Below are 16087 nucleotides of genomic sequence, written 5' to 3'. Positions count from 1 at the left end.
CGAATATTCTCCCGAAGAAATTGGATTATTTGGCGCCGGCGGCGGCCAGCAGGGGCCGAAGCGCAGCCCAGTTATGGACGTCGTGCGCGACCTGGCCGTTGATCTCGAACCCCGGCGTGCCGTGGACGCGGGGCATGGCGGCTTGCGTCGCCGCCGACAGCCGGTCGAGTTCGGCCTGATTCGACAGGCATTGATCGATCGAGGCATCGGTCATCCCGCGCGATTTGGCGAGATCGGATAGGCCGCTTTGCGCCGCGAATACCTTTGCCTGTTCGGTCGGCGATCCGGCCAGAAACGCCGGGCGGATGCGACCCGCGCGGTCGATCAGGGCGGACTGATTGGTGTAAATCAAATCGTGCATCGGTATGAACCCGGTCGGGCCCGCACATCGCGCAAGCATCGCGGCTGCCATGTCGAGTCCGTTCAGCGTCATGTTGCGAATTTCGACCCGGACCACCCCGCGCTTGACCAGATCGCCGCGCAACGCCGGGCTCGATTGCTCGACGAAGTTGCGACAGGCGGGGCACGTGAAGCTGATATATTCGGTCAGCGCGACCTTTGCGCCCGGATTGCCGATCACATAGTCACCCGCCTTGGTCCGCGTGACGCTGCTGCGCCAATCGCGCTGGGCCTCGGCGGTGGGGGGCAGGAACAAGAAAGCGAGCGCGACGCTCAGCAACGCAACCAGACGCGACATCAGTTGATTTTTCCGATCTTGGGGATGGATTGGGGTTGCGACACGCCGATCGCCAGCGCCTCGAGCACCGCCTTCAATTCGGGATCGACGATCGCGCGCAGCGAATCGCCAAGATCGGCGGGAACGGCGGCGGGTTCGGCGGCTTTCTTTGCCCGCGGCGCATCGCGGCGGACGTCGCCCTGACGAAACGCCACCTTGGCGACTGCGGTATAGCCGAAGAAGCGGTTCACGCGGTCGATGATCTCGGGCGAGATGTGCTGCATCATCGTCCCGTGGGCACCCTCGACGGTCAGCGTCAGCACGCCGTCGGCGCGCTGGCCGTGAGGAAAGCGAATCGATTCGGGCGTGGAGACGCGGGCATAACGATCGCCGACGATCTCCGCCCAACGGCTGACGATCGAGCTTTGGACGAAGCCGAACCGCCGGAACGCCGCCGCACCGATATCGGGCAGCAAGTCGGATACCGCACGCACGCCGCCGCGTGGCCGCTCTGCGGCAACCGGTTCCGCACGCGATTTGCGCGGTTTCTTCGGGGGAGCGTCGCTGGTCATTCCACTATCGCCGCCACCCATGCCATAGGCGAGCCGTGCTAGACAATGTACGAACCGAAGGCGCAGGCATCGCGAGCAGGTTGCTCGATTGGTACGATGCCAATGCCCGCACCCTGCCGTGGCGCGCCCCGCCCGGTGCCAACGCCGCCGATCCGTACCGCGTCTGGCTGTCGGAAATCATGCTCCAGCAGACGCAGGTCGCAACCGTCATTCCCTATTTCGACCGGTTCACGGCGCGCTGGCCGGATTTCGAGGCGTTCGCCGCTGCCGAAGACGCGGACGTGATGGGTGCCTGGGCAGGGCTCGGCTATTATGCCCGCGCGCGCAATCTGCTCGCCTGCGCGCGGGTGGTGGCGTCGGAGCATGGCGGGCGGTTGCCGGAAAGCGAGGCCGAACTGCTCAAACTACCAGGGGTCGGTGCCTATACCGCCGCCGCCATCGCCAGCATCGCTTTCGGCAAGCGTGCAGTGGTGGTGGACGGGAATGTCGAGCGGGTGGTGTCGCGGCTGTTCGCGGTCGAGACGCCACTGCCCGCAGCCCGGCCCGAGCTCAAACGCCTGACCGATACGATCACACCGGGCGCACGCGCGGGCGATTTCGCGCAGGCGATGATGGATCTCGGGTCGGGGATCTGCACGCCGAAATCGCCCAAATGCTTGCTCTGTCCGCTGGCACCCGATTGTGCGGCTCGCGCGCAGGACGATCCTGCGACCTATCCGCGCCGCCTGCCCAAAAAGGCCAAGCCGCAACGCTTCGGCACGATCTTTCTGCTGCATGACGACGATCGCGTGCTGCTCGTTCGCCGCCCGGATAAGGGATTGCTCGGGGGCATGCGCGCCTTTCCTACGGGTCCGTGGAACGATGCACCGCCCGGCTTGGCCGATGCACCCCTCGCCACCGACTGGCAGCCGATCGATGACGAGGTGACCCACGTCTTCACCCATTTCGCGCTCAGATGCGCGCTTGTGCGCGGGACATGGGACGGGCAATCCTCGGTCGAAGGCGAATGGTGGCCGATCGCCGATCTCGATTCGGCAGGGCTGCCCACCGTGTTCGCCAAGGCCATACAGCATCTGGGAGAGACCGACCGATGACCGTCCTGAAACGCGCCGCCATCGCCGTCGTCCTTGCCGGGACCGCGCTCTCCGGCTTCGTCTTTGCGCCGATGCTGGAAGCGCAAGTCGCGCGCCCCGCCCCTGCCCCCCGCGCTACGGCCACCGATACCCTTGCGCAAAGCTATGTCGCGCAAAACCGCGCGCCTGGGATCGTGCTCGCGGTCGGCACGCGCGGCCAACCCGCCCATTTCGCACACGCCGGACGCATCGACGATGCCGCCAATGGCGAAGCCGCGGACGCCGACAGCCTGTGGCGCGTCTATTCGATGACCAAACCGATCACCGGCATGGCCGCGATGATGCTGGTGGAGGATGGCAAGCTGCGGCTCGACCAGCCGATCCACGAGCTGATCCCGGCGTTCAAGGACATGAAGGTCCTGACCGATCCGGAAAACAGTCTGGTAAGCCGCCCCGCCGCGCGACCCATCACCGTCCGCCATCTGCTGACGCATACCGCCGGCCTCGGCTATTCGATCGTCACGACGGGGCCGCTCAAGGCCGAATATGAGCGCCTCGGCATCCTCCCCGGTGCAGTCGAACCCAAGACCGAAGCCCAGGCCGCAACCGTGCGCCCGAAAAGCCTCGAGGAATTCGCCAACCGCCTCGCCACCCTCCCGCTGATCGCCGATCCGGGCACCGAATGGAGCTATTCGATCGGCCTTGACCTCTTGCCGCGCGTCATCGAAGTCGCGAGCGGCATGTCGTTCGAGCAATTCCTGCAAAGCCGCATGTTCGGTCCGCTCGGCATGACCTCGACTTATTGGGCAGTCCCGGCGGGCGAGGTCGGACGGCTGGGGCCGAATTATTTCTGGGCAGGCGACAACCGCATTCCGCTCGACCCCGCAGGCAGCGCGTCGGTTTATGCGCGCGCGCCCAGTTTCCCCTATGGCGGCGCAGGCTTGGTGATGTCAGCGCGTGATTATGACCGGTTCCTCGCCATGCTGCTGAATGGCGGCGAACTGGGCGGCAAACGGGTGATGAAGGCGGAGACGGTGCGGACGGCCATGTCCAACCTGCTGCCGCAAGGCGTGACCTTTGGCGGCATCCCCGGTACCGGCGCGCAGAATGCCGCAGGCGGTTACGGCGCGGGCGGCTTCGTGACGCTGGCCGATGTCCCCGGCGGTCCCGGTGCGGGCACCTATGGCTGGGGCGGTGCTGCGGGGACGATCGCCTGGGTCGATCCCAAGAACGGCCTGCGCGCCTCGGCCTATGTCAATTATTTCCCGGCGGAGAAATGGCCGCTTCGCACCGATCTGATGAAGGCGGTCTATTCGCGGTGAGTTTGCGTCCCGGCTTCACCGGCGGCGGGCTCGACCGTGCCGACCGGTTCAGGAACGATGCCGCTGCGATCGAGCGAATGCTGGGCGACTGGCGCGGGCGATTGCTGACGCTCGACACGCTCGACCCCAGCCTGGACGATGCGGGCGGGCTGATCTGGACGACGCTCGCCGACCTGCCCGACAATGCCGAGCCGATCCTGCTGGGGCTGGAGGGCGAGCGGCCCTATTTTACCTGCGTCACCCCCGACATGCGCCCGGTGCGCGGTCGGTCGCCGCGGATCATGCAGCTGCTCGGCCTGCTGCGCGAAGGCGATGCCGCGCGCTATGCCCAGGCGCGCAGCGTGGTCGACTGGCATGTCCGCCACCGCTTCTGCGCCGAATGCGGCACCCCCACGCGCATGATCCGCGCGGGCTGGGCGCGAGCTTGCGACAATTGCGCCGCCGAACATTTCCCGCGCACCGACCCCGTCGTCATCATGATCGCCGAGCATGACGGCCGCGCACTGCTGGGCCGCGGTCCCGGCTGGCCACCCGGCCGCTATTCGGCGTTGGCGGGCTTCGTCGAGGTCGGTGAATCGGTGGAGGAAGCGGTCGCGCGCGAAATCTGGGAGGAAACCGGCGTACGCGTGCGCGATGTCGACTATATCGCTAGCCAGCCCTGGCCCTTCGCATCGTCGCTGATGATCGCCTGCGTTGCCAAGGCCGAAGACGATGCGTTGACCATCGACATTAACGAGATCGAGGACGCGATCTGGGTCAGCCGCGCCGATTGCGCCGCCGCGTTAGCAGGAGATGCGGAGGCTCCGTTTTTGGCACCGCCGCCTTATGCGATCGCACATACCCTGCTTACGGCATGGGTGGGAAACGACTGACCCACTTCCGTCACTCCGGCCGAAGTGCCGAGGTCCACCGGGCGGCAAACCTTAAGGCGAAAGGATCAAGCAAAGCGCAAGCGGGTGAGTGGACCCCGGCACTTCGGCCGGGGTGACGGCGGGGTGTGGCTAACCCCGCGCCCGCGCTTGGGCGTACGTCCCCAGCAACCGCACCCATTTGGTGTGGAACCCCAGTTCCTCCAGCGCGCGATCGACGTTTGCGTCGCTCGGACGCCCCTCGATATCGGCATAGAATTGCGTCGCGGCAAAACTGCCGCCTTGTTGATAGCTTTCCAGCTTGGTCATGTTGACGCCGTTGGTCGCAAAACCGCCCAGCGCCTTGTAGAGCGCAGCGGGGATGTTCTTCACCTCGAAAACGAACGTCGTCATCCATGGCCCCGGCCCCGGCCCCTCGACTGGCGGGGCCTGACGCGCCAGCACCACGAACCGCGTGGTGTTGTGATCGGCGTCGGCAATGTCCGCCTCGATCAGGTTCAGCCCATAGAGCCCCGCTGCTGCCGGGGGGGCGAGCGCAGCGACCGACGGATCGGCCTTCTCCGCCACCACGGCCGCCGCACCCGCGGTATCGGGATAGACCACCGGCGCGATGCCGTGTTCGCGCAGCCAGTGGCGGCATTGGCCGAGCGCCTGTTCATGGCTCATCGCGCTGGTGATCTGGTCGCGCGTGCCAACCGCCATCAGCGCATGGCGGATGCCCAGAAAATGCTCGCCGGTGATCACCAGCCCCGATTCGGGCAGCAGGAAATGGATGTCGGCCACACGCCCGTGCAGCGAGTTTTCGATCGGGATGATCGCGCAGTCCGCGCGCCCCTCCCGCACCGCATCGATCGCGTCGGTGAAGGAAAAGCACGGCAGGGGCAGGCATTCGGGAAACGCCTCGACCGCCGCCACATGACTGTTCGCGCCGGGTGCGCCCTGAAAGGAGACCGCACGTCCCGGTTCCAACGCCGCGGCGGCAGTCATGCGTGCGACGATCGGGCGGGCGGGTTCGGCGAAACTCTGCATGGTGGTCGCGGCGTTAGTCGCGGGCGCGCAAGCGATCAAGCGTGGCTTGCGATAGGCGATATGCCCCTCTAAAGGAGCACGACTTTTATTCGCAAAACGGCGGGCTGCTGACGCACATGGACAATCGGACGAACACGATCGCGGGCTGGGCTTTGGCCGGGTGTACCGCCGCACTCGGGCTTTCGATCATCAGCGGCATGTATTTCCATTCCGAACGCCCCGAAAATATGGGCTATCCGATCGAAGGCGTAGAAACCGCAGGCGGCGCGGCGGAAGAAATTCCGATTGCGACCCTGCTCGCCAGCGCCGATGTCGCCGCAGGCCAGGCATCGTTCGCCAAATGCGCCGCGTGTCACACGATCACCCAGGGCGGGGCGAACGGCATCGGCCCGAACCTGTGGGCCGCATTCGGCAAGCCGCACGGCCATGTCGCCGGCTTCGCCTATTCCGACGCGTTGACGAGCATTCCAGGCAATTGGGATTTCCAGGGCATGAGCGACTGGCTCGCCAGCCCGCGCCGCTATGCGCCGGGCACCAAGATGACCTTTGCCGGGCTGTCGGACCCGCAGGAACGCGCCAACGTCATCGCCTATATGAATGCGCAGGGGTCGAACCTTCCCTTCCCCGCTCCGCCAGTCGAGGGTGCCGAGGAACCGGCCGAAGGCGAAGAAGCCGCCGCCAATGCGACCGACGCGGAAGCGGATAACGCGGTCGAAGGCAATGCGACCGAAACCGCCGGTGAGAATGCGACCGCCGCCGAATAAACCGCTAGTCGGATCGAAATAGAAGAAGCCTCGGCAGTTCGCGCTGCCGGGGCTTTTTTATGCTTCCCCGCACGCGGGGATGGGTCAGAATTCGTCGCTGTAAAACCGCTTGATCGCGTCCCAGCCCTCTTCGGCGGTTTCGCAATAGGTGATGAGGTCCAAGTCACGAGGCGAAATCACGCCCTCCTCGCACAACGCCTCGAAACTGACCACGCGGTCCCAGAATTCGCGGCCATAGAACAGCACCGGGATGCGCGCGATCTTGCCGGTCTGGATCAGGGTCAACAGCTCGAAACTCTCGTCAAACGTGCCGAACCCACCGGGGAATACCGCCACCGCGCGCGCGTGGAGCAGGAAGTGCATCTTGCGCAGCGCGAAATAGTGGAACTGCATGCTGAGTGACGGCGTGACGTAGGGGTTGGGGGCCTGTTCGTGCGGCAGGACGATGTTCAGCCCGATCGAATCGGCGCCCACGTCCTGCGCGCCGCGATTGGCGGCCTCCATGATCGACGGCCCGCCCCCCGAACACACGACGAAATGGCGCTTGCCGTCCTCATCTACAGGGAATTTGCTCGAAATCTGCGCCAGCTCGCGCGCGACGTCGTAATATTTGGATTTGGCGACCAGCCGCTCGGCGATCTTGCGCGACTGGTCGTCCTCGGCGAGTTCGAGCAAAGCCGCGGCCTTTTCCGGCTCGGGAATGCGCGCCGATCCGTACATCACCAGCGTGGATGCGATGTTGGCTTCGTCGAGCAGCAATTGCGGCTTCAGCAATTCAAGCTGGAAGCGGACGGGACGCAGATCCTCGCGCAGCAGGAAATCCATGTCCTGGAACGCCAGCTTGTATGCGGGGTGTTCGGTCTGCGGGGTGTGCGACTGGGCACGGGCGGTTTCGGCATCTTCCTGCGCACGGGCGAAGACGCGGCTCGGTACTTTGGTTTCGGTCATTTCGCCGGGGTTAGCGGAGTTTTATTGCGCGCGATAGATTGGAGTCGGTTTGGTAATGCGATGGGGATCGCATTCCGGCGGCACCGGCCCACTCCCCCACCCGACCACCCATCAGAATACCGTCTGGGTGGTCGGGTGGGGGAGTGGGCCGGTGCCGCTCAAAATTCGCTTTCTCTCGAATTTTCAAACAGCTTCTCACCGACAGAACGGTCCGCGCCCCATGTCGAAATGGAAATGGTCGTGATGCGCGGCATTATATTCGGGGCTGAGCACGGTGCGAAACCGCTTGCAGGCCGATTGGTGGATGACGGTCAGGAACTGCTTGGTTGCCGGGTCGCTGGTCCGCCAGTCGCCGCGGATGGTGATCCGCCGCCCGTCCTCAAGCACGAAACCCGACACGTCGATCGCGTTGGCACCGGCGTGTTCGGACAAGCGCCCCGATGCCGCAGTCCCGCCGCCGACGATCCCGCGACAGCTATAGGTGCCCATCGTCTCGACCCGCACGACTTCGCTGCCCAGCATCTGGCGAGCGGCGGGGCGCACTGCATGCTCGACCCAAGCCGAGAAATTGCGCGCGAGCGGGCAGCGGATCGAGGTGATGCCGGTCACCGGCACGCCGATGTCGAGCAGCTGCACCGCGCCGATCACCAGGCACCCGCCGCCGAAATCGCGGTCGGGCAGCGCCGAATAGCGCACGTTCGCCCGCGAAAGGTCGGTATAGCATTGCTGCGTCTCCGCGCTCGGGCGGCTGGGCAAAGTACGCGGCCCCGATGAGCGTTCGGCGATGCGCTTGGGGGGCACGTCGCGTGCCCGGTCGCCCCCGCCGAAACAGGCAGCGAGAAGAAGCGGCAACATCGCCGCTGCGGACAACCGACCGATACGCATCGGTGGCGACTATAGCCATGGCGACTCCAGCTTGCCCACCCTTTGCGGCCAGCGTTGCGACCACTTGTGCTCCGGCGAAAGCCGGAGCGTTGGGTAAAGGTGTCGCAATCGCCGCCAGCGCTGCCGCATTCGCCGGAGCACGGAACGCGCTGGTCGCCGCAAGGTTGACACCCCACCCCACATCGCTAGGGCCGTCGGCGGGCCACGCGGTCCCAACGCCGCGCGCGCTCTCTGTGAGGAGAGACTGACATGACTGATCTACCGCCGAAGCCGGCCACGAAACCGACGCGTCCGCATTTTTCGTCCGGACCCTGCGCCAAGCCTCCCGGCTGGACCCCTGAAAAACTCGACATCGCCGTAATGGGACGCTCGCACCGCTCGAAGCTGGGCAAGGTGCGCCTTCAGTATGCGATCGACCTGATGCGCGAGATGCTGCGCCTGCCCGACACGCACCGCATCGGCATCGTTCCCGGTTCCGACACCGGCGCGTTCGAAATGGCGATGTGGACGATGCTCGGTGCGAAGCCCGTCACGACGCTGGCGTGGGAAAGCTTCGGCGAAGGCTGGGTCACCGACGCGGTCAAGCAGTTGAAGCTCGATCCCACCGTCGTCCGTGCCGATTACGGCCAGCTTCCCGATTTGGGCGCGGTCGATTGGTCGAGCGACGTGCTCTTCACCTGGAACGGCACCACCAGCGGCGTGCGGGTTCCAAACGGCGACTGGATCGCCGAAACCCGCGAAGGGCTGAGCTTCGCCGACACGACCAGCGCGGTGTTCGCTTACGACATTCCCTGGGACAAAATCGATGTAGCGACCTTTTCGTGGCAGAAGGTGCTGGGCGGCGAAGGTGGGCACGGCGTCCTGATCCTCGGCCCGCGCGCGGTCGAACGGCTGGAGAATTACACGCCTGCATGGCCGCTGCCCAAGGTCTTCCGCCTGGTATCCAAGGGCAAGCTGGCCGAAGGCGTGTTCAAGGGCGAGACGATCAACACGCCTTCGATGCTGGCGGTCGAGGATGCGATCTTCGCGCTCGAATGGGCGAAGTCCCTGGGTGGCCTCGACGGGCTGATCGCGCGGTCGGACGCCAATGCCGCCGCACTCGACAAGATTGTCGAAGACCGCGACTGGCTCGGGCATCTCGCCGCCGATCCAGCGACTCGGTCGAAAACCAGCGTCTGCCTGACGGTCGATGGCGCGGATGAGGCACTCATCAAGAAGATGGCGTCGCTCTTGGAGGCCGAACACGCCGCCTATGACGTGGCGGGCTATCGCGACGCCCCGCCGGGCCTGCGCATCTGGTGCGGCGCTACCGTCGATACCGCCGATATCGAAGCGCTCGGCCCGTGGCTCGACTGGGCCTATTCGAGCGCCCGTCAATAATCCCATCGTCATTCCCGCGAAGGCGGGAATCCATAATCTCGAACGTCGGTCAAAAAGCGCAGCGTTAGCGTGTATGGATCCCCGCCTTCGCGGGGATGACGACGTGGAATTAAAGGACCATCCCATGCCCAAAGTGCTTATCAGCGACAAAATGGACCCCAAGGCCGCCCAGATCTTCCGCGAACGCGGAGTCGAGGTGGACGAAATCACCGGCAAGACGCCGGAAGAACTGGCAGCCATTATCGGCGATTATGATGGCCTCGCCATCCGCTCCTCGACCAAGGTGACCCAGGCGATCCTCAACGCCGCGACCAATTTGAAGGTCGTCGGCCGCGCCGGGATCGGCGTTGATAATGTCGACATCCCGGCAGCATCGGCCAAGGGCGTGGTCGTCATGAACACCCCGTTCGGCAATTCGATCACCACCGCCGAACACGCCATTGCCCTCATGTTCGCGCTCGCCCGGCAACTGCCCGAGGCCGATGCGTCGACCCAGGCGGGAAAGTGGGAAAAGAACCGCTTCATGGGCGTCGAGCTGACGTCGAAGACATTGGGCCTGATCGGCGCGGGCAATATCGGCTCGATCGTCGCCGACCGCGCGCGCGGGCTTCGCATGAAGGTCATCGCGTTCGATCCCTTCCTGACGCCCGAACGCGCGATCGAAATGGGCGTGGAAAAGGTCGAGCTGGACCAATTGCTCGCCCGTGCGGACTTCATCACGCTCCACACCCCGCTGACCGACAGCACCCGCAACATCCTGTCCGCCGAAAATCTCGCCAAGACCAAGAAGGGCGTGCGGATCATCAACTGCGCACGCGGCGGCCTGATCGATGAGGCGGCACTTAAGAACGCGCTCGACAGCGGCCATGTCGCGGGTGCGGCGCTCGACGTATTCGTCACCGAACCGGCCAAGGAATCGCCCTTGTTCGGCACGCCCAATTTCGTCTCCACCCCGCATCTGGGCGCATCGACCAGCGAAGCGCAGGTCAACGTCGCGATTCAGGTTGCCGAACAGATGGCCGATTATCTGGTGTCGGGCGGCGTCACCAACGCGCTCAACATGCCCAGCCTGTCGGCAGAGGAAGCGCCGCGGTTGAAACCCTATATGGCGCTTGCCGAAAAGCTCGGCTCGCTGGTGGGACAACTCGCCCACGGCGCGCTCAAATCGATCGCGATCGAGGTCGAGGGCGCGGCCGCCGAACTCAACCAGAAACCGATCACCGGCGCAGTGCTCGCGGGGCTTATGCGCGTCCATTCGGACACGGTGAACATGGTCAACGCGCCCTATCTGGCCAAGGAACGCGGCCTCGACGTGCGCGAAGTCCGGCACGAGCGCGAGGGCGATTACCACACGCTGGTGCGCGTCACGGTCAAGACCGAGGCCGGGGATCGCTCGGTCGCGGGGACATTGTTCGGCAACGAAGCCCCGCGCCTAGTCGAATTGTTCGGCATCAAGGTCGAGGCCGATCTGGCGGGCAATATGCTCTATGTCGTCAACGAGGACGCGCCCGGCTTCATCGGCCGGATCGGCTCGCTGCTGGGTGAGGAAGGCGTGAACATCGGCACGTTCCACCTCGGTCGCCGCGATGCGGGCGGCGAAGCGGTGCTGCTGCTGTCGGTCGATGACCCCGTCTCCAACGAACTGGTCGCCAAGGTCCGCGCGCTGCCGGGTGTTCGCATGGCGATGGCATTGCGGTTCTAACCTCACTCCGTTCGTGCTGAGCTTGTCGAAGCACTGTCCTTCTTTCTTCGTGCCAAGAAGGACAGCACTTCGACAAGCTCAGTGCGAACGGATTTGGTGGATCTGAAGGTGGAGGTTAGAGCCGCACCCATGACCGGACTTCTCCCCAAGGGCTTTCACGACCTTCTCCCCCCGCTTGCCGACGCCGCCGCGCGGTTCGAGGAAGCGGTGTTGGGCGCGGCATTCGCGCATGGCTATGAACGCGCCGATCCGCCGCTTGCCGAGTTCGAGGAGACGCTGACCGGTCGGCTGAAATCGGACGGCGCTGCGCACGCGGTGCGCTTCGTCGATCCGGTGTCGGGGCGCATGCTCGCGATCCGGCCCGACATCACCAGCCAGATCGGGCGCATCGCGGCCACCCGCATGGCGCATCACCCGCGTCCGGTGCGGTTGAGCTATGCGGGGCCGGTCCTGCTCCTCGCAGGGACCGAACTTCGCCCCGAACGCACGCGCCGCCAGATGGGCTGCGAGCTGATCGGCCTCGATTCGGTCGCCGCAGTGCGCGAAACCGTAGGCGTGGCGGTAGAGGCGCTGCACGCCGCGGGCTGCGCCGCGCTGACCATCGACCTGACCTTGCCCGACCTGATCGACACGCTGGCGGAACGCCGCGACGCAGCTACGGTCGAGGCGTTACGCGATCGCCTCGATGCCAAGGATGCAGGCGGCGTCGCAGAAATCGACGCCGATTTCCTGCCGCTGATCGACGCGGCGGGTCCGTTCGACCAAGCGATCGAACGTCTGCGCGCGTTCGACACGCACGGATTGCTCGCCACCCGCATCGATGCCCTGATCGCGATCGCCGAGGCGGTTGGCGATCGCGCCACGCTGACGCTTGACCCGACCGAACGCCACGGCTTCGAATACCAAAGCTGGTTCGGCTTTTCGATTTTCGCCGATGGCGCGCGCGAGGAAATCGGGCGCGGCGGCACCTATAACGTCGTCGCCGACGGGCGCGAGGAAGCGGCGGTCGGTTTCTCGCTCTACGTCGATCCGGTGTTGGAAGCAGGGATCGTGTCTGCCGAGCGACGGCGGCTGTTCGTGCCGCTGGGCAGCGACCCGGCGGTGGTCGCGCGGTTGCGTGGCGAAGGCTGGGTCACGGTGGCGGCGCTTGAGGACAGCGACAGTGCCGCTGCACAGGCCTGCACACACACGCTGAAGCTGGACGGACCGACCGCTCTCTGAAAATCCCGTCATCCCAGCGAAAGCTGGGATATCAGGCAGCAAGGCCGCGCACGCGGCACGATATCCCAGCTTCCGCTGGGATGACGGAGCGTGGAAGTCCGTTTCCATTTGCAACCAACCTCACCCCCATGCACCATGCCCCAAACAAGACATGAGGGGATGCACCATGGCGCTCGATTTTCCGCAAGCCAGCTTCATGGCCGACGACGAACTGCAGATGCTCGCCGATTCCGCGCGCCGCTTCTTCGAACGCGCCGCGCCGCCCGAACGCGTCGAGGCCTGGCGCGAAGCGGGCCAGGTCGAACGCGCCTTCTGGAAAGAAGCAGGCGACGCGGGCTTTCTCGGTGTCAGCGTCCCGACCGAATACGGCGGTCAGGGCGGCGATTTCCGGCACGACGTCGTGCTGGTCGACGAAGTCCAGCGCGCCGGGCTGGACGGCTTTGCGTTGTCGCTGCACAACGTCATCGTCGTCCCCTATATCCAGCTTCACGGCACCGAAGAGCAGAAGCATCGCTGGCTCCCCGGCCTGTCGAACGGTGATCTGGTTTCGGCCATCGCGATGAGCGAACCCGGCGCGGGCTCCGACCTCCAGTCGATCCGCACCACCGCGATTCGCGACGGCGACGACTATGTCATCAACGGGTCGAAGACCTTCATCTCCAACGGCCAACTCGCCGAACTGATCGTCGTCGTCGCCAAGACCGATCCGGCGGAGGGCGCGAAGGGCATTTCGCTGCTGGTGGTCGAGGCGGACAAGGTCACAGGCTTTCGTCGGGGCCGCAAGCTCGACAAGATCGGGCTCGACGCACAGGACACATCCGAGCTGTTCTTCGACGATGTCCGCATCCCCGCCGACAATCTGCTCGGCGGCATCGAAGGTCGCGGTTTCGCGCAGCTAATGGCCGAATTGCCGCGCGAACGCATGATCATCGCGCTCGGCAGCCAGAATTCGATGGAGCGCGCGATCGAGGTGACCATCGAATACACCCGCGAACGAAAGGCGTTCGGCCAGCCGCTGATCAGTTTCCAGAACACCCAATTCAAACTGGCGGAAATGAAGGCAAAGGCGCGCGTTGGGCGCAGCTTCATCAACGAGTGCGTGGACAAGGCGGTGCGCGGCGAACTCGACGGCACGACATCGGCGATGGCCAAGATGTGGGCGTCGGAAACCGAATGGGAAGTGGTGGACGCCTGCCTGCAACTTCACGGCGGATACGGCTACATCAACGATTATCCGATCGCGCGGATTTTCCGGAACGCGCGGGTGTCGCGCATCTATGGCGGATCGACCGAGATCATGAAGCTGCTCGTCGCGCGTAGCCTGTAGGAGAGCGTAGCGCGCCGCCTCGCCACGCGTTAGAGCCGCGCGGATGCTCCGCGTGACCGAACTGACCCTGCCGCTCCACCATCCGCCAGAGGCGCTGGCGGCTGCGGTTTGCAAGCGCTTGCGGATCACCCCGCGCGAACTGGTCCGCCATGTCGTCGCGCGGCGCGCCCACGACGCGCGCGACAAGACCGACATCCGCCTGGTCTATTCGGTCGATGTAAACGTGAAGGACGAAGCCGCCGTGCTCGCGCGGTTCCGCAAGGACCGCAACATCACCCAGACGCCCGATACCCGCTATCGCTTCGTTGCGCAGGCATCTGCCGTGCCTACCCGCCGCCCGGTTGTCATCGGCACCGGGCCGTGCGGCCTGTTTGCCGGGCTGATCCTGGCGCAGATGGGGTTTCGCCCGATCATCCTCGATCGCGGCAAGGTGGTGCGCGAGCGGACCAAGGACACCTGGAGCCTGTGGCGGCGCAGCGTGCTCGACCCCGAATCCAACGTGCAGTTCGGCGAAGGCGGCGCGGGCACCTTTTCCGATGGCAAGCTCTACAGCCGGATCAAGGACACCCGCCATCTCGACCGCAAGGTGCTGACCGAATTCGTCAAAGCCGGTGCCCCGCCCGAAATCCTGACCGAGGCACATCCGCACATCGGCACCTTTCGGTTGGTGACGATGGTCGAATCGATGCGCGCGACGGTCGAGGCGCTGGGTGGCGAATATCGTTTCCAGACCCGTGTCGACGGCATCGACATCGCGACCGATTCGACCGGCGAGCGCCGCGTGCGCGGGCTTCACCTTCACACCGGCGACTATCTTGAGGCCGACCATGTCGTGCTGGCGATCGGGCATAGCGCGCGCGATACGTTCGCGATGCTTCATGCGGCGGGGGTGCATGTCGAGGCCAAGCCGTTTTCGATCGGCGTCCGCATCGAACATCCGCAAAGCTGGATCGACAAATCGCGGTTCGGCGCGGATGCGGGCAATGCGATCCTGGGCGCGGCGGAATATCACATCTCGCACCACTGCAAGAACGGTCGGACGGTCTACAGCTTTTGCATGTGCCCCGGCGGCACGGTGGTCGCCGCCACGTCGGAGGAAGGCCGCGTCGCCACCAACGGCATGAGCCAATATTCGCGCAACGAGCGCAACGCCAATTCCGGCCTGGTGGTCGCGATCGATCCGGCGCGCGACTATCCCGGCGATCCGCTGGCGGGGATCGCGCTGCAACGCCATTGGGAGTCCGCTGCCTATGTCGCAGGCGGATCGAGCTACAAGGCACCGGCACAGCGGCTGGGCGACTTCCTCGCAGGCCGTCCGTCCGAAACCCTCGGCGTCGTCACCCCTTCCTACCGCCCCGGCGTCCACATGACGGACCTTGCGCAATGCCTGCCCGATTTCGCGGTCAAGGCAATGCGCGAAGCGCTGCCGGTGTTCGGGCGACAAATCCCCGGATACGATCATCCCGACGTGGTGATGACGGGGGTGGAGACACGCACCTCGTCCCCCGTGCGCTTCACCCGCGGCGACGATTTTCAAAGCCTGAACACCATCGGCCTGTTTCCGGCAGGCGAAGGCGCGGGTTATGCGGGAGGCATCCTGTCCGCGGCGGTGGACGGGATCAAGGTTGCCGAAGCGGTGGGCTTGAGCCTTGCCGCCGCGTCCGGCCAGCGAGGGCGCCCGTGTCCCGCCTGATCCTGTTCAACAAGCCATATGGCGTGCTGTCGCAATTCACCGATGGCAGCGGCGATGGCACTGGCGCACCGCGCGCGACACTGTCCGATTTCATCGACCTGCCCGGTGTTTATCCTGCCGGACGGCTCGACCGCGACAGCGAAGGCCTGCTGCTGCTGACCGACGACGGACGGCTTCAGGCGCGCATCGCCGATCCGCGGTTCAAGATGCCCAAAACCTATCTGGTGCAGGTCGAGGGTGAAGCCGGGGACGCAGCGCTCGACCGGTTACGTCAGGGTGTGCTGTTTAAGGACGGCCCCACCCGCCCCGCTCTGGTCGAGCGGATCGACACCCCGCCCCTCTGGCCGCGCGATCCGCCGGTACGGTTTCGCAAGAGCGTCCCCGATTGCTGGCTGAGCCTGACCATATCCGAGGGCCGCAACCGCCAGGTCCGGCGGATGACGGCAGCGGTCGGGCTTCCCACGCTGCGGCTGGTGCGCTGGCAGATCGGTGACTGGACGCTGGACGGGATCGCGCCGGGAATGTGGCACCGCGCCGACTGATTCGGCACTCCCTCAAAAATCTGACAAATTCTGGGACCACCGTCCACAGATTGGTACAATTCTGCGACAAACTGCGTGTAGCGG

15 protein-coding genes are annotated in these 16087 nt (G+C 65.3%); 10 read left to right on the top strand and 5 right to left on the bottom strand.

Annotated features, from left to right (window positions below; translation table 11 throughout):
* Window positions 1–25: 25 nt before the first annotated feature.
* Both ENHY17A_RS05135 and ENHY17A_RS05130 read right to left on the bottom strand, forming a co-directional pair.
* Window positions 26–697 carry a thioredoxin domain-containing protein gene (locus ENHY17A_RS05135; RefSeq protein ID WP_159710679.1) on the bottom strand — a complete coding sequence of 224 codons (672 nt, stop codon included), beginning with the start codon at window positions 695–697 and terminating at the stop codon, window positions 26–28.
* Window positions 697–1248, bottom strand: coding sequence for a DUF721 domain-containing protein (locus ENHY17A_RS05130; protein WP_159710677.1), 552 nt, complete (start codon window positions 1246–1248; stop codon window positions 697–699). Before ENHY17A_RS05130 ends, ENHY17A_RS05135 begins: the two co-directional genes overlap by 1 nt.
* A 35-nt stretch (window positions 1249–1283) precedes the next feature.
* On the opposite strand from ENHY17A_RS05130, the gene mutY reads away from it, so the two are divergent.
* From mutY to nudC, 3 genes are read left to right on the top strand one after another with little or no spacing between them, the layout of a single operon-like run.
* Window positions 1284–2342 (top strand): A/G-specific adenine glycosylase, encoded by a 1059-nt coding sequence (gene mutY / locus ENHY17A_RS05125; protein WP_236547759.1) that lies wholly within the window; start codon window positions 1284–1286, stop codon window positions 2340–2342.
* Entirely contained in the window at window positions 2339–3643 is a 1305-nt protein-coding gene (locus ENHY17A_RS05120) for a serine hydrolase domain-containing protein (RefSeq protein WP_159710675.1), read from the top strand. The genes mutY and ENHY17A_RS05120 overlap by 4 nt, the downstream gene beginning before the upstream one ends.
* A gap of 2 nt (window positions 3644–3645) precedes the next feature.
* Complete coding sequence (gene nudC / locus ENHY17A_RS05115) at window positions 3646–4515, top strand: NAD(+) diphosphatase (RefSeq protein WP_236548021.1); 870 nt, start codon at window positions 3646–3648, stop codon at window positions 4513–4515.
* 129 nt (window positions 4516–4644) lie between these two features.
* On the opposite strand, the gene ENHY17A_RS05110 is transcribed toward nudC, so the two are convergent.
* On the bottom strand, window positions 4645–5541 hold the full coding sequence (locus ENHY17A_RS05110; RefSeq protein ID WP_159710671.1) for a prephenate dehydratase: 897 nt from the start codon (window positions 5539–5541) through the stop codon (window positions 4645–4647).
* Window positions 5542–5657: 116 nt separating this feature from the next.
* Here ENHY17A_RS05110 and ENHY17A_RS05105 point away from each other — a divergent pair, with 116 nt between their 5' ends.
* Window positions 5658–6305: a c-type cytochrome gene (locus ENHY17A_RS05105; RefSeq protein ID WP_159710669.1), complete on the top strand. Its 648-nt coding sequence runs from the start codon at window positions 5658–5660 to the stop codon at window positions 6303–6305.
* An 84-nt stretch (window positions 6306–6389) separates the two neighbouring features.
* On the opposite strand, the gene ENHY17A_RS05100 is transcribed toward ENHY17A_RS05105, so the two are convergent.
* Together ENHY17A_RS05100 and ENHY17A_RS05095 are read right to left on the bottom strand one after the other, a co-directional pair.
* A complete protein-coding gene (locus ENHY17A_RS05100; RefSeq protein ID WP_159710667.1) occupies window positions 6390–7253 on the bottom strand; it encodes an LOG family protein in 864 nt (287 codons plus the stop codon).
* 195 nt (window positions 7254–7448) lie between these two features.
* On the bottom strand, window positions 7449–8138 hold the full coding sequence (locus ENHY17A_RS05095) for an extensin family protein (protein ID WP_159710665.1): 690 nt from the start codon (window positions 8136–8138) through the stop codon (window positions 7449–7451).
* Window positions 8139–8387: 249 nt separating this feature from the next.
* Here ENHY17A_RS05095 and ENHY17A_RS05090 point away from each other — a divergent pair, with 249 nt between their 5' ends.
* The 6 genes from ENHY17A_RS05090 to ENHY17A_RS05065 all read left to right on the top strand — a co-directional run bounded on the left by ENHY17A_RS05090 (window position 8388) and on the right by ENHY17A_RS05065 (window position 16003).
* Window positions 8388–9518, top strand: a complete 1131-nt coding sequence (locus ENHY17A_RS05090) for a phosphoserine transaminase (protein WP_159710663.1) — start codon at window positions 8388–8390, stop codon at window positions 9516–9518.
* Window positions 9519–9642: 124 nt separating this feature from the next.
* Entirely contained in the window at window positions 9643–11220 is a 1578-nt protein-coding gene (gene serA / locus ENHY17A_RS05085; protein WP_159710661.1) for a phosphoglycerate dehydrogenase, read from the top strand.
* 129 nt (window positions 11221–11349) lie between these two features.
* Entirely contained in the window at window positions 11350–12441 is a 1092-nt protein-coding gene (locus ENHY17A_RS05080; protein ID WP_159710659.1) for an ATP phosphoribosyltransferase regulatory subunit, read from the top strand.
* 166 nt (window positions 12442–12607) lie between these two features.
* The gene (locus ENHY17A_RS05075) at window positions 12608–13768 is read left to right on the top strand and encodes an acyl-CoA dehydrogenase family protein (RefSeq protein ID WP_159710657.1); all 1161 of its coding nucleotides are present in this window, start codon (window positions 12608–12610) and stop codon (window positions 13766–13768) included.
* Window positions 13769–13811: 43 nt separating this feature from the next.
* A complete protein-coding gene (locus ENHY17A_RS05070) occupies window positions 13812–15461 on the top strand; it encodes an NAD(P)/FAD-dependent oxidoreductase (RefSeq protein WP_159710655.1) in 1650 nt (549 codons plus the stop codon).
* Window positions 15449–16003, top strand: a complete 555-nt coding sequence (locus ENHY17A_RS05065; RefSeq protein WP_159710653.1) for an rRNA large subunit pseudouridine synthase E — start codon at window positions 15449–15451, stop codon at window positions 16001–16003. Before ENHY17A_RS05070 ends, ENHY17A_RS05065 begins: the two co-directional genes overlap by 13 nt.
* Window positions 16004–16087: the final 84 nt, after the last annotated feature.

Origin of the sequence: Sphingomonas sp. AX6 (genome assembly GCF_902506605.1) — a bacterium.
Lineage (GTDB): Bacteria > Pseudomonadota > Alphaproteobacteria > Sphingomonadales > Sphingomonadaceae > Sphingomonas.
This window is presented reverse-complemented; position numbering and strand designations above follow the sequence as displayed.

Bases quoted from the DNA above. Each gene is read 5' to 3' on its own strand.
- ENHY17A_RS05135 (WP_159710679.1), bottom strand. From the start codon at position 697: ATGTCGCGTCTGGTTGCGTTGCTGAGCGTCGCGCTCGCTTTCTTGTTC.
- ENHY17A_RS05130 (WP_159710677.1), bottom strand. From the start codon at position 1,248: ATGACCAGCGACGCTCCCCCGAAGAAACCGCGCAAATCGCGTGCGGAA.
- ENHY17A_RS05120 (WP_159710675.1), top strand. From the start codon at position 2,339: ATGACCGTCCTGAAACGCGCCGCCATCGCCGTCGTCCTTGCCGGGACC.
- ENHY17A_RS05110 (WP_159710671.1), bottom strand. From the start codon at position 5,541: ATGCAGAGTTTCGCCGAACCCGCCCGCCCGATCGTCGCACGCATGACT.
- ENHY17A_RS05105 (WP_159710669.1), top strand. From the start codon at position 5,658: ATGGACAATCGGACGAACACGATCGCGGGCTGGGCTTTGGCCGGGTGT.
- ENHY17A_RS05100 (WP_159710667.1), bottom strand. From the start codon at position 7,253: ATGACCGAAACCAAAGTACCGAGCCGCGTCTTCGCCCGTGCGCAGGAA.
- ENHY17A_RS05095 (WP_159710665.1), bottom strand. From the start codon at position 8,138: ATGCGTATCGGTCGGTTGTCCGCAGCGGCGATGTTGCCGCTTCTTCTC.
- ENHY17A_RS05090 (WP_159710663.1), top strand. From the start codon at position 8,388: ATGACTGATCTACCGCCGAAGCCGGCCACGAAACCGACGCGTCCGCAT.
- serA (WP_159710661.1), top strand. From the start codon at position 9,643: ATGCCCAAAGTGCTTATCAGCGACAAAATGGACCCCAAGGCCGCCCAG.
- ENHY17A_RS05080 (WP_159710659.1), top strand. From the start codon at position 11,350: ATGACCGGACTTCTCCCCAAGGGCTTTCACGACCTTCTCCCCCCGCTT.
- ENHY17A_RS05075 (WP_159710657.1), top strand. From the start codon at position 12,608: ATGGCGCTCGATTTTCCGCAAGCCAGCTTCATGGCCGACGACGAACTG.
- ENHY17A_RS05070 (WP_159710655.1), top strand. From the start codon at position 13,812: ATGCTCCGCGTGACCGAACTGACCCTGCCGCTCCACCATCCGCCAGAG.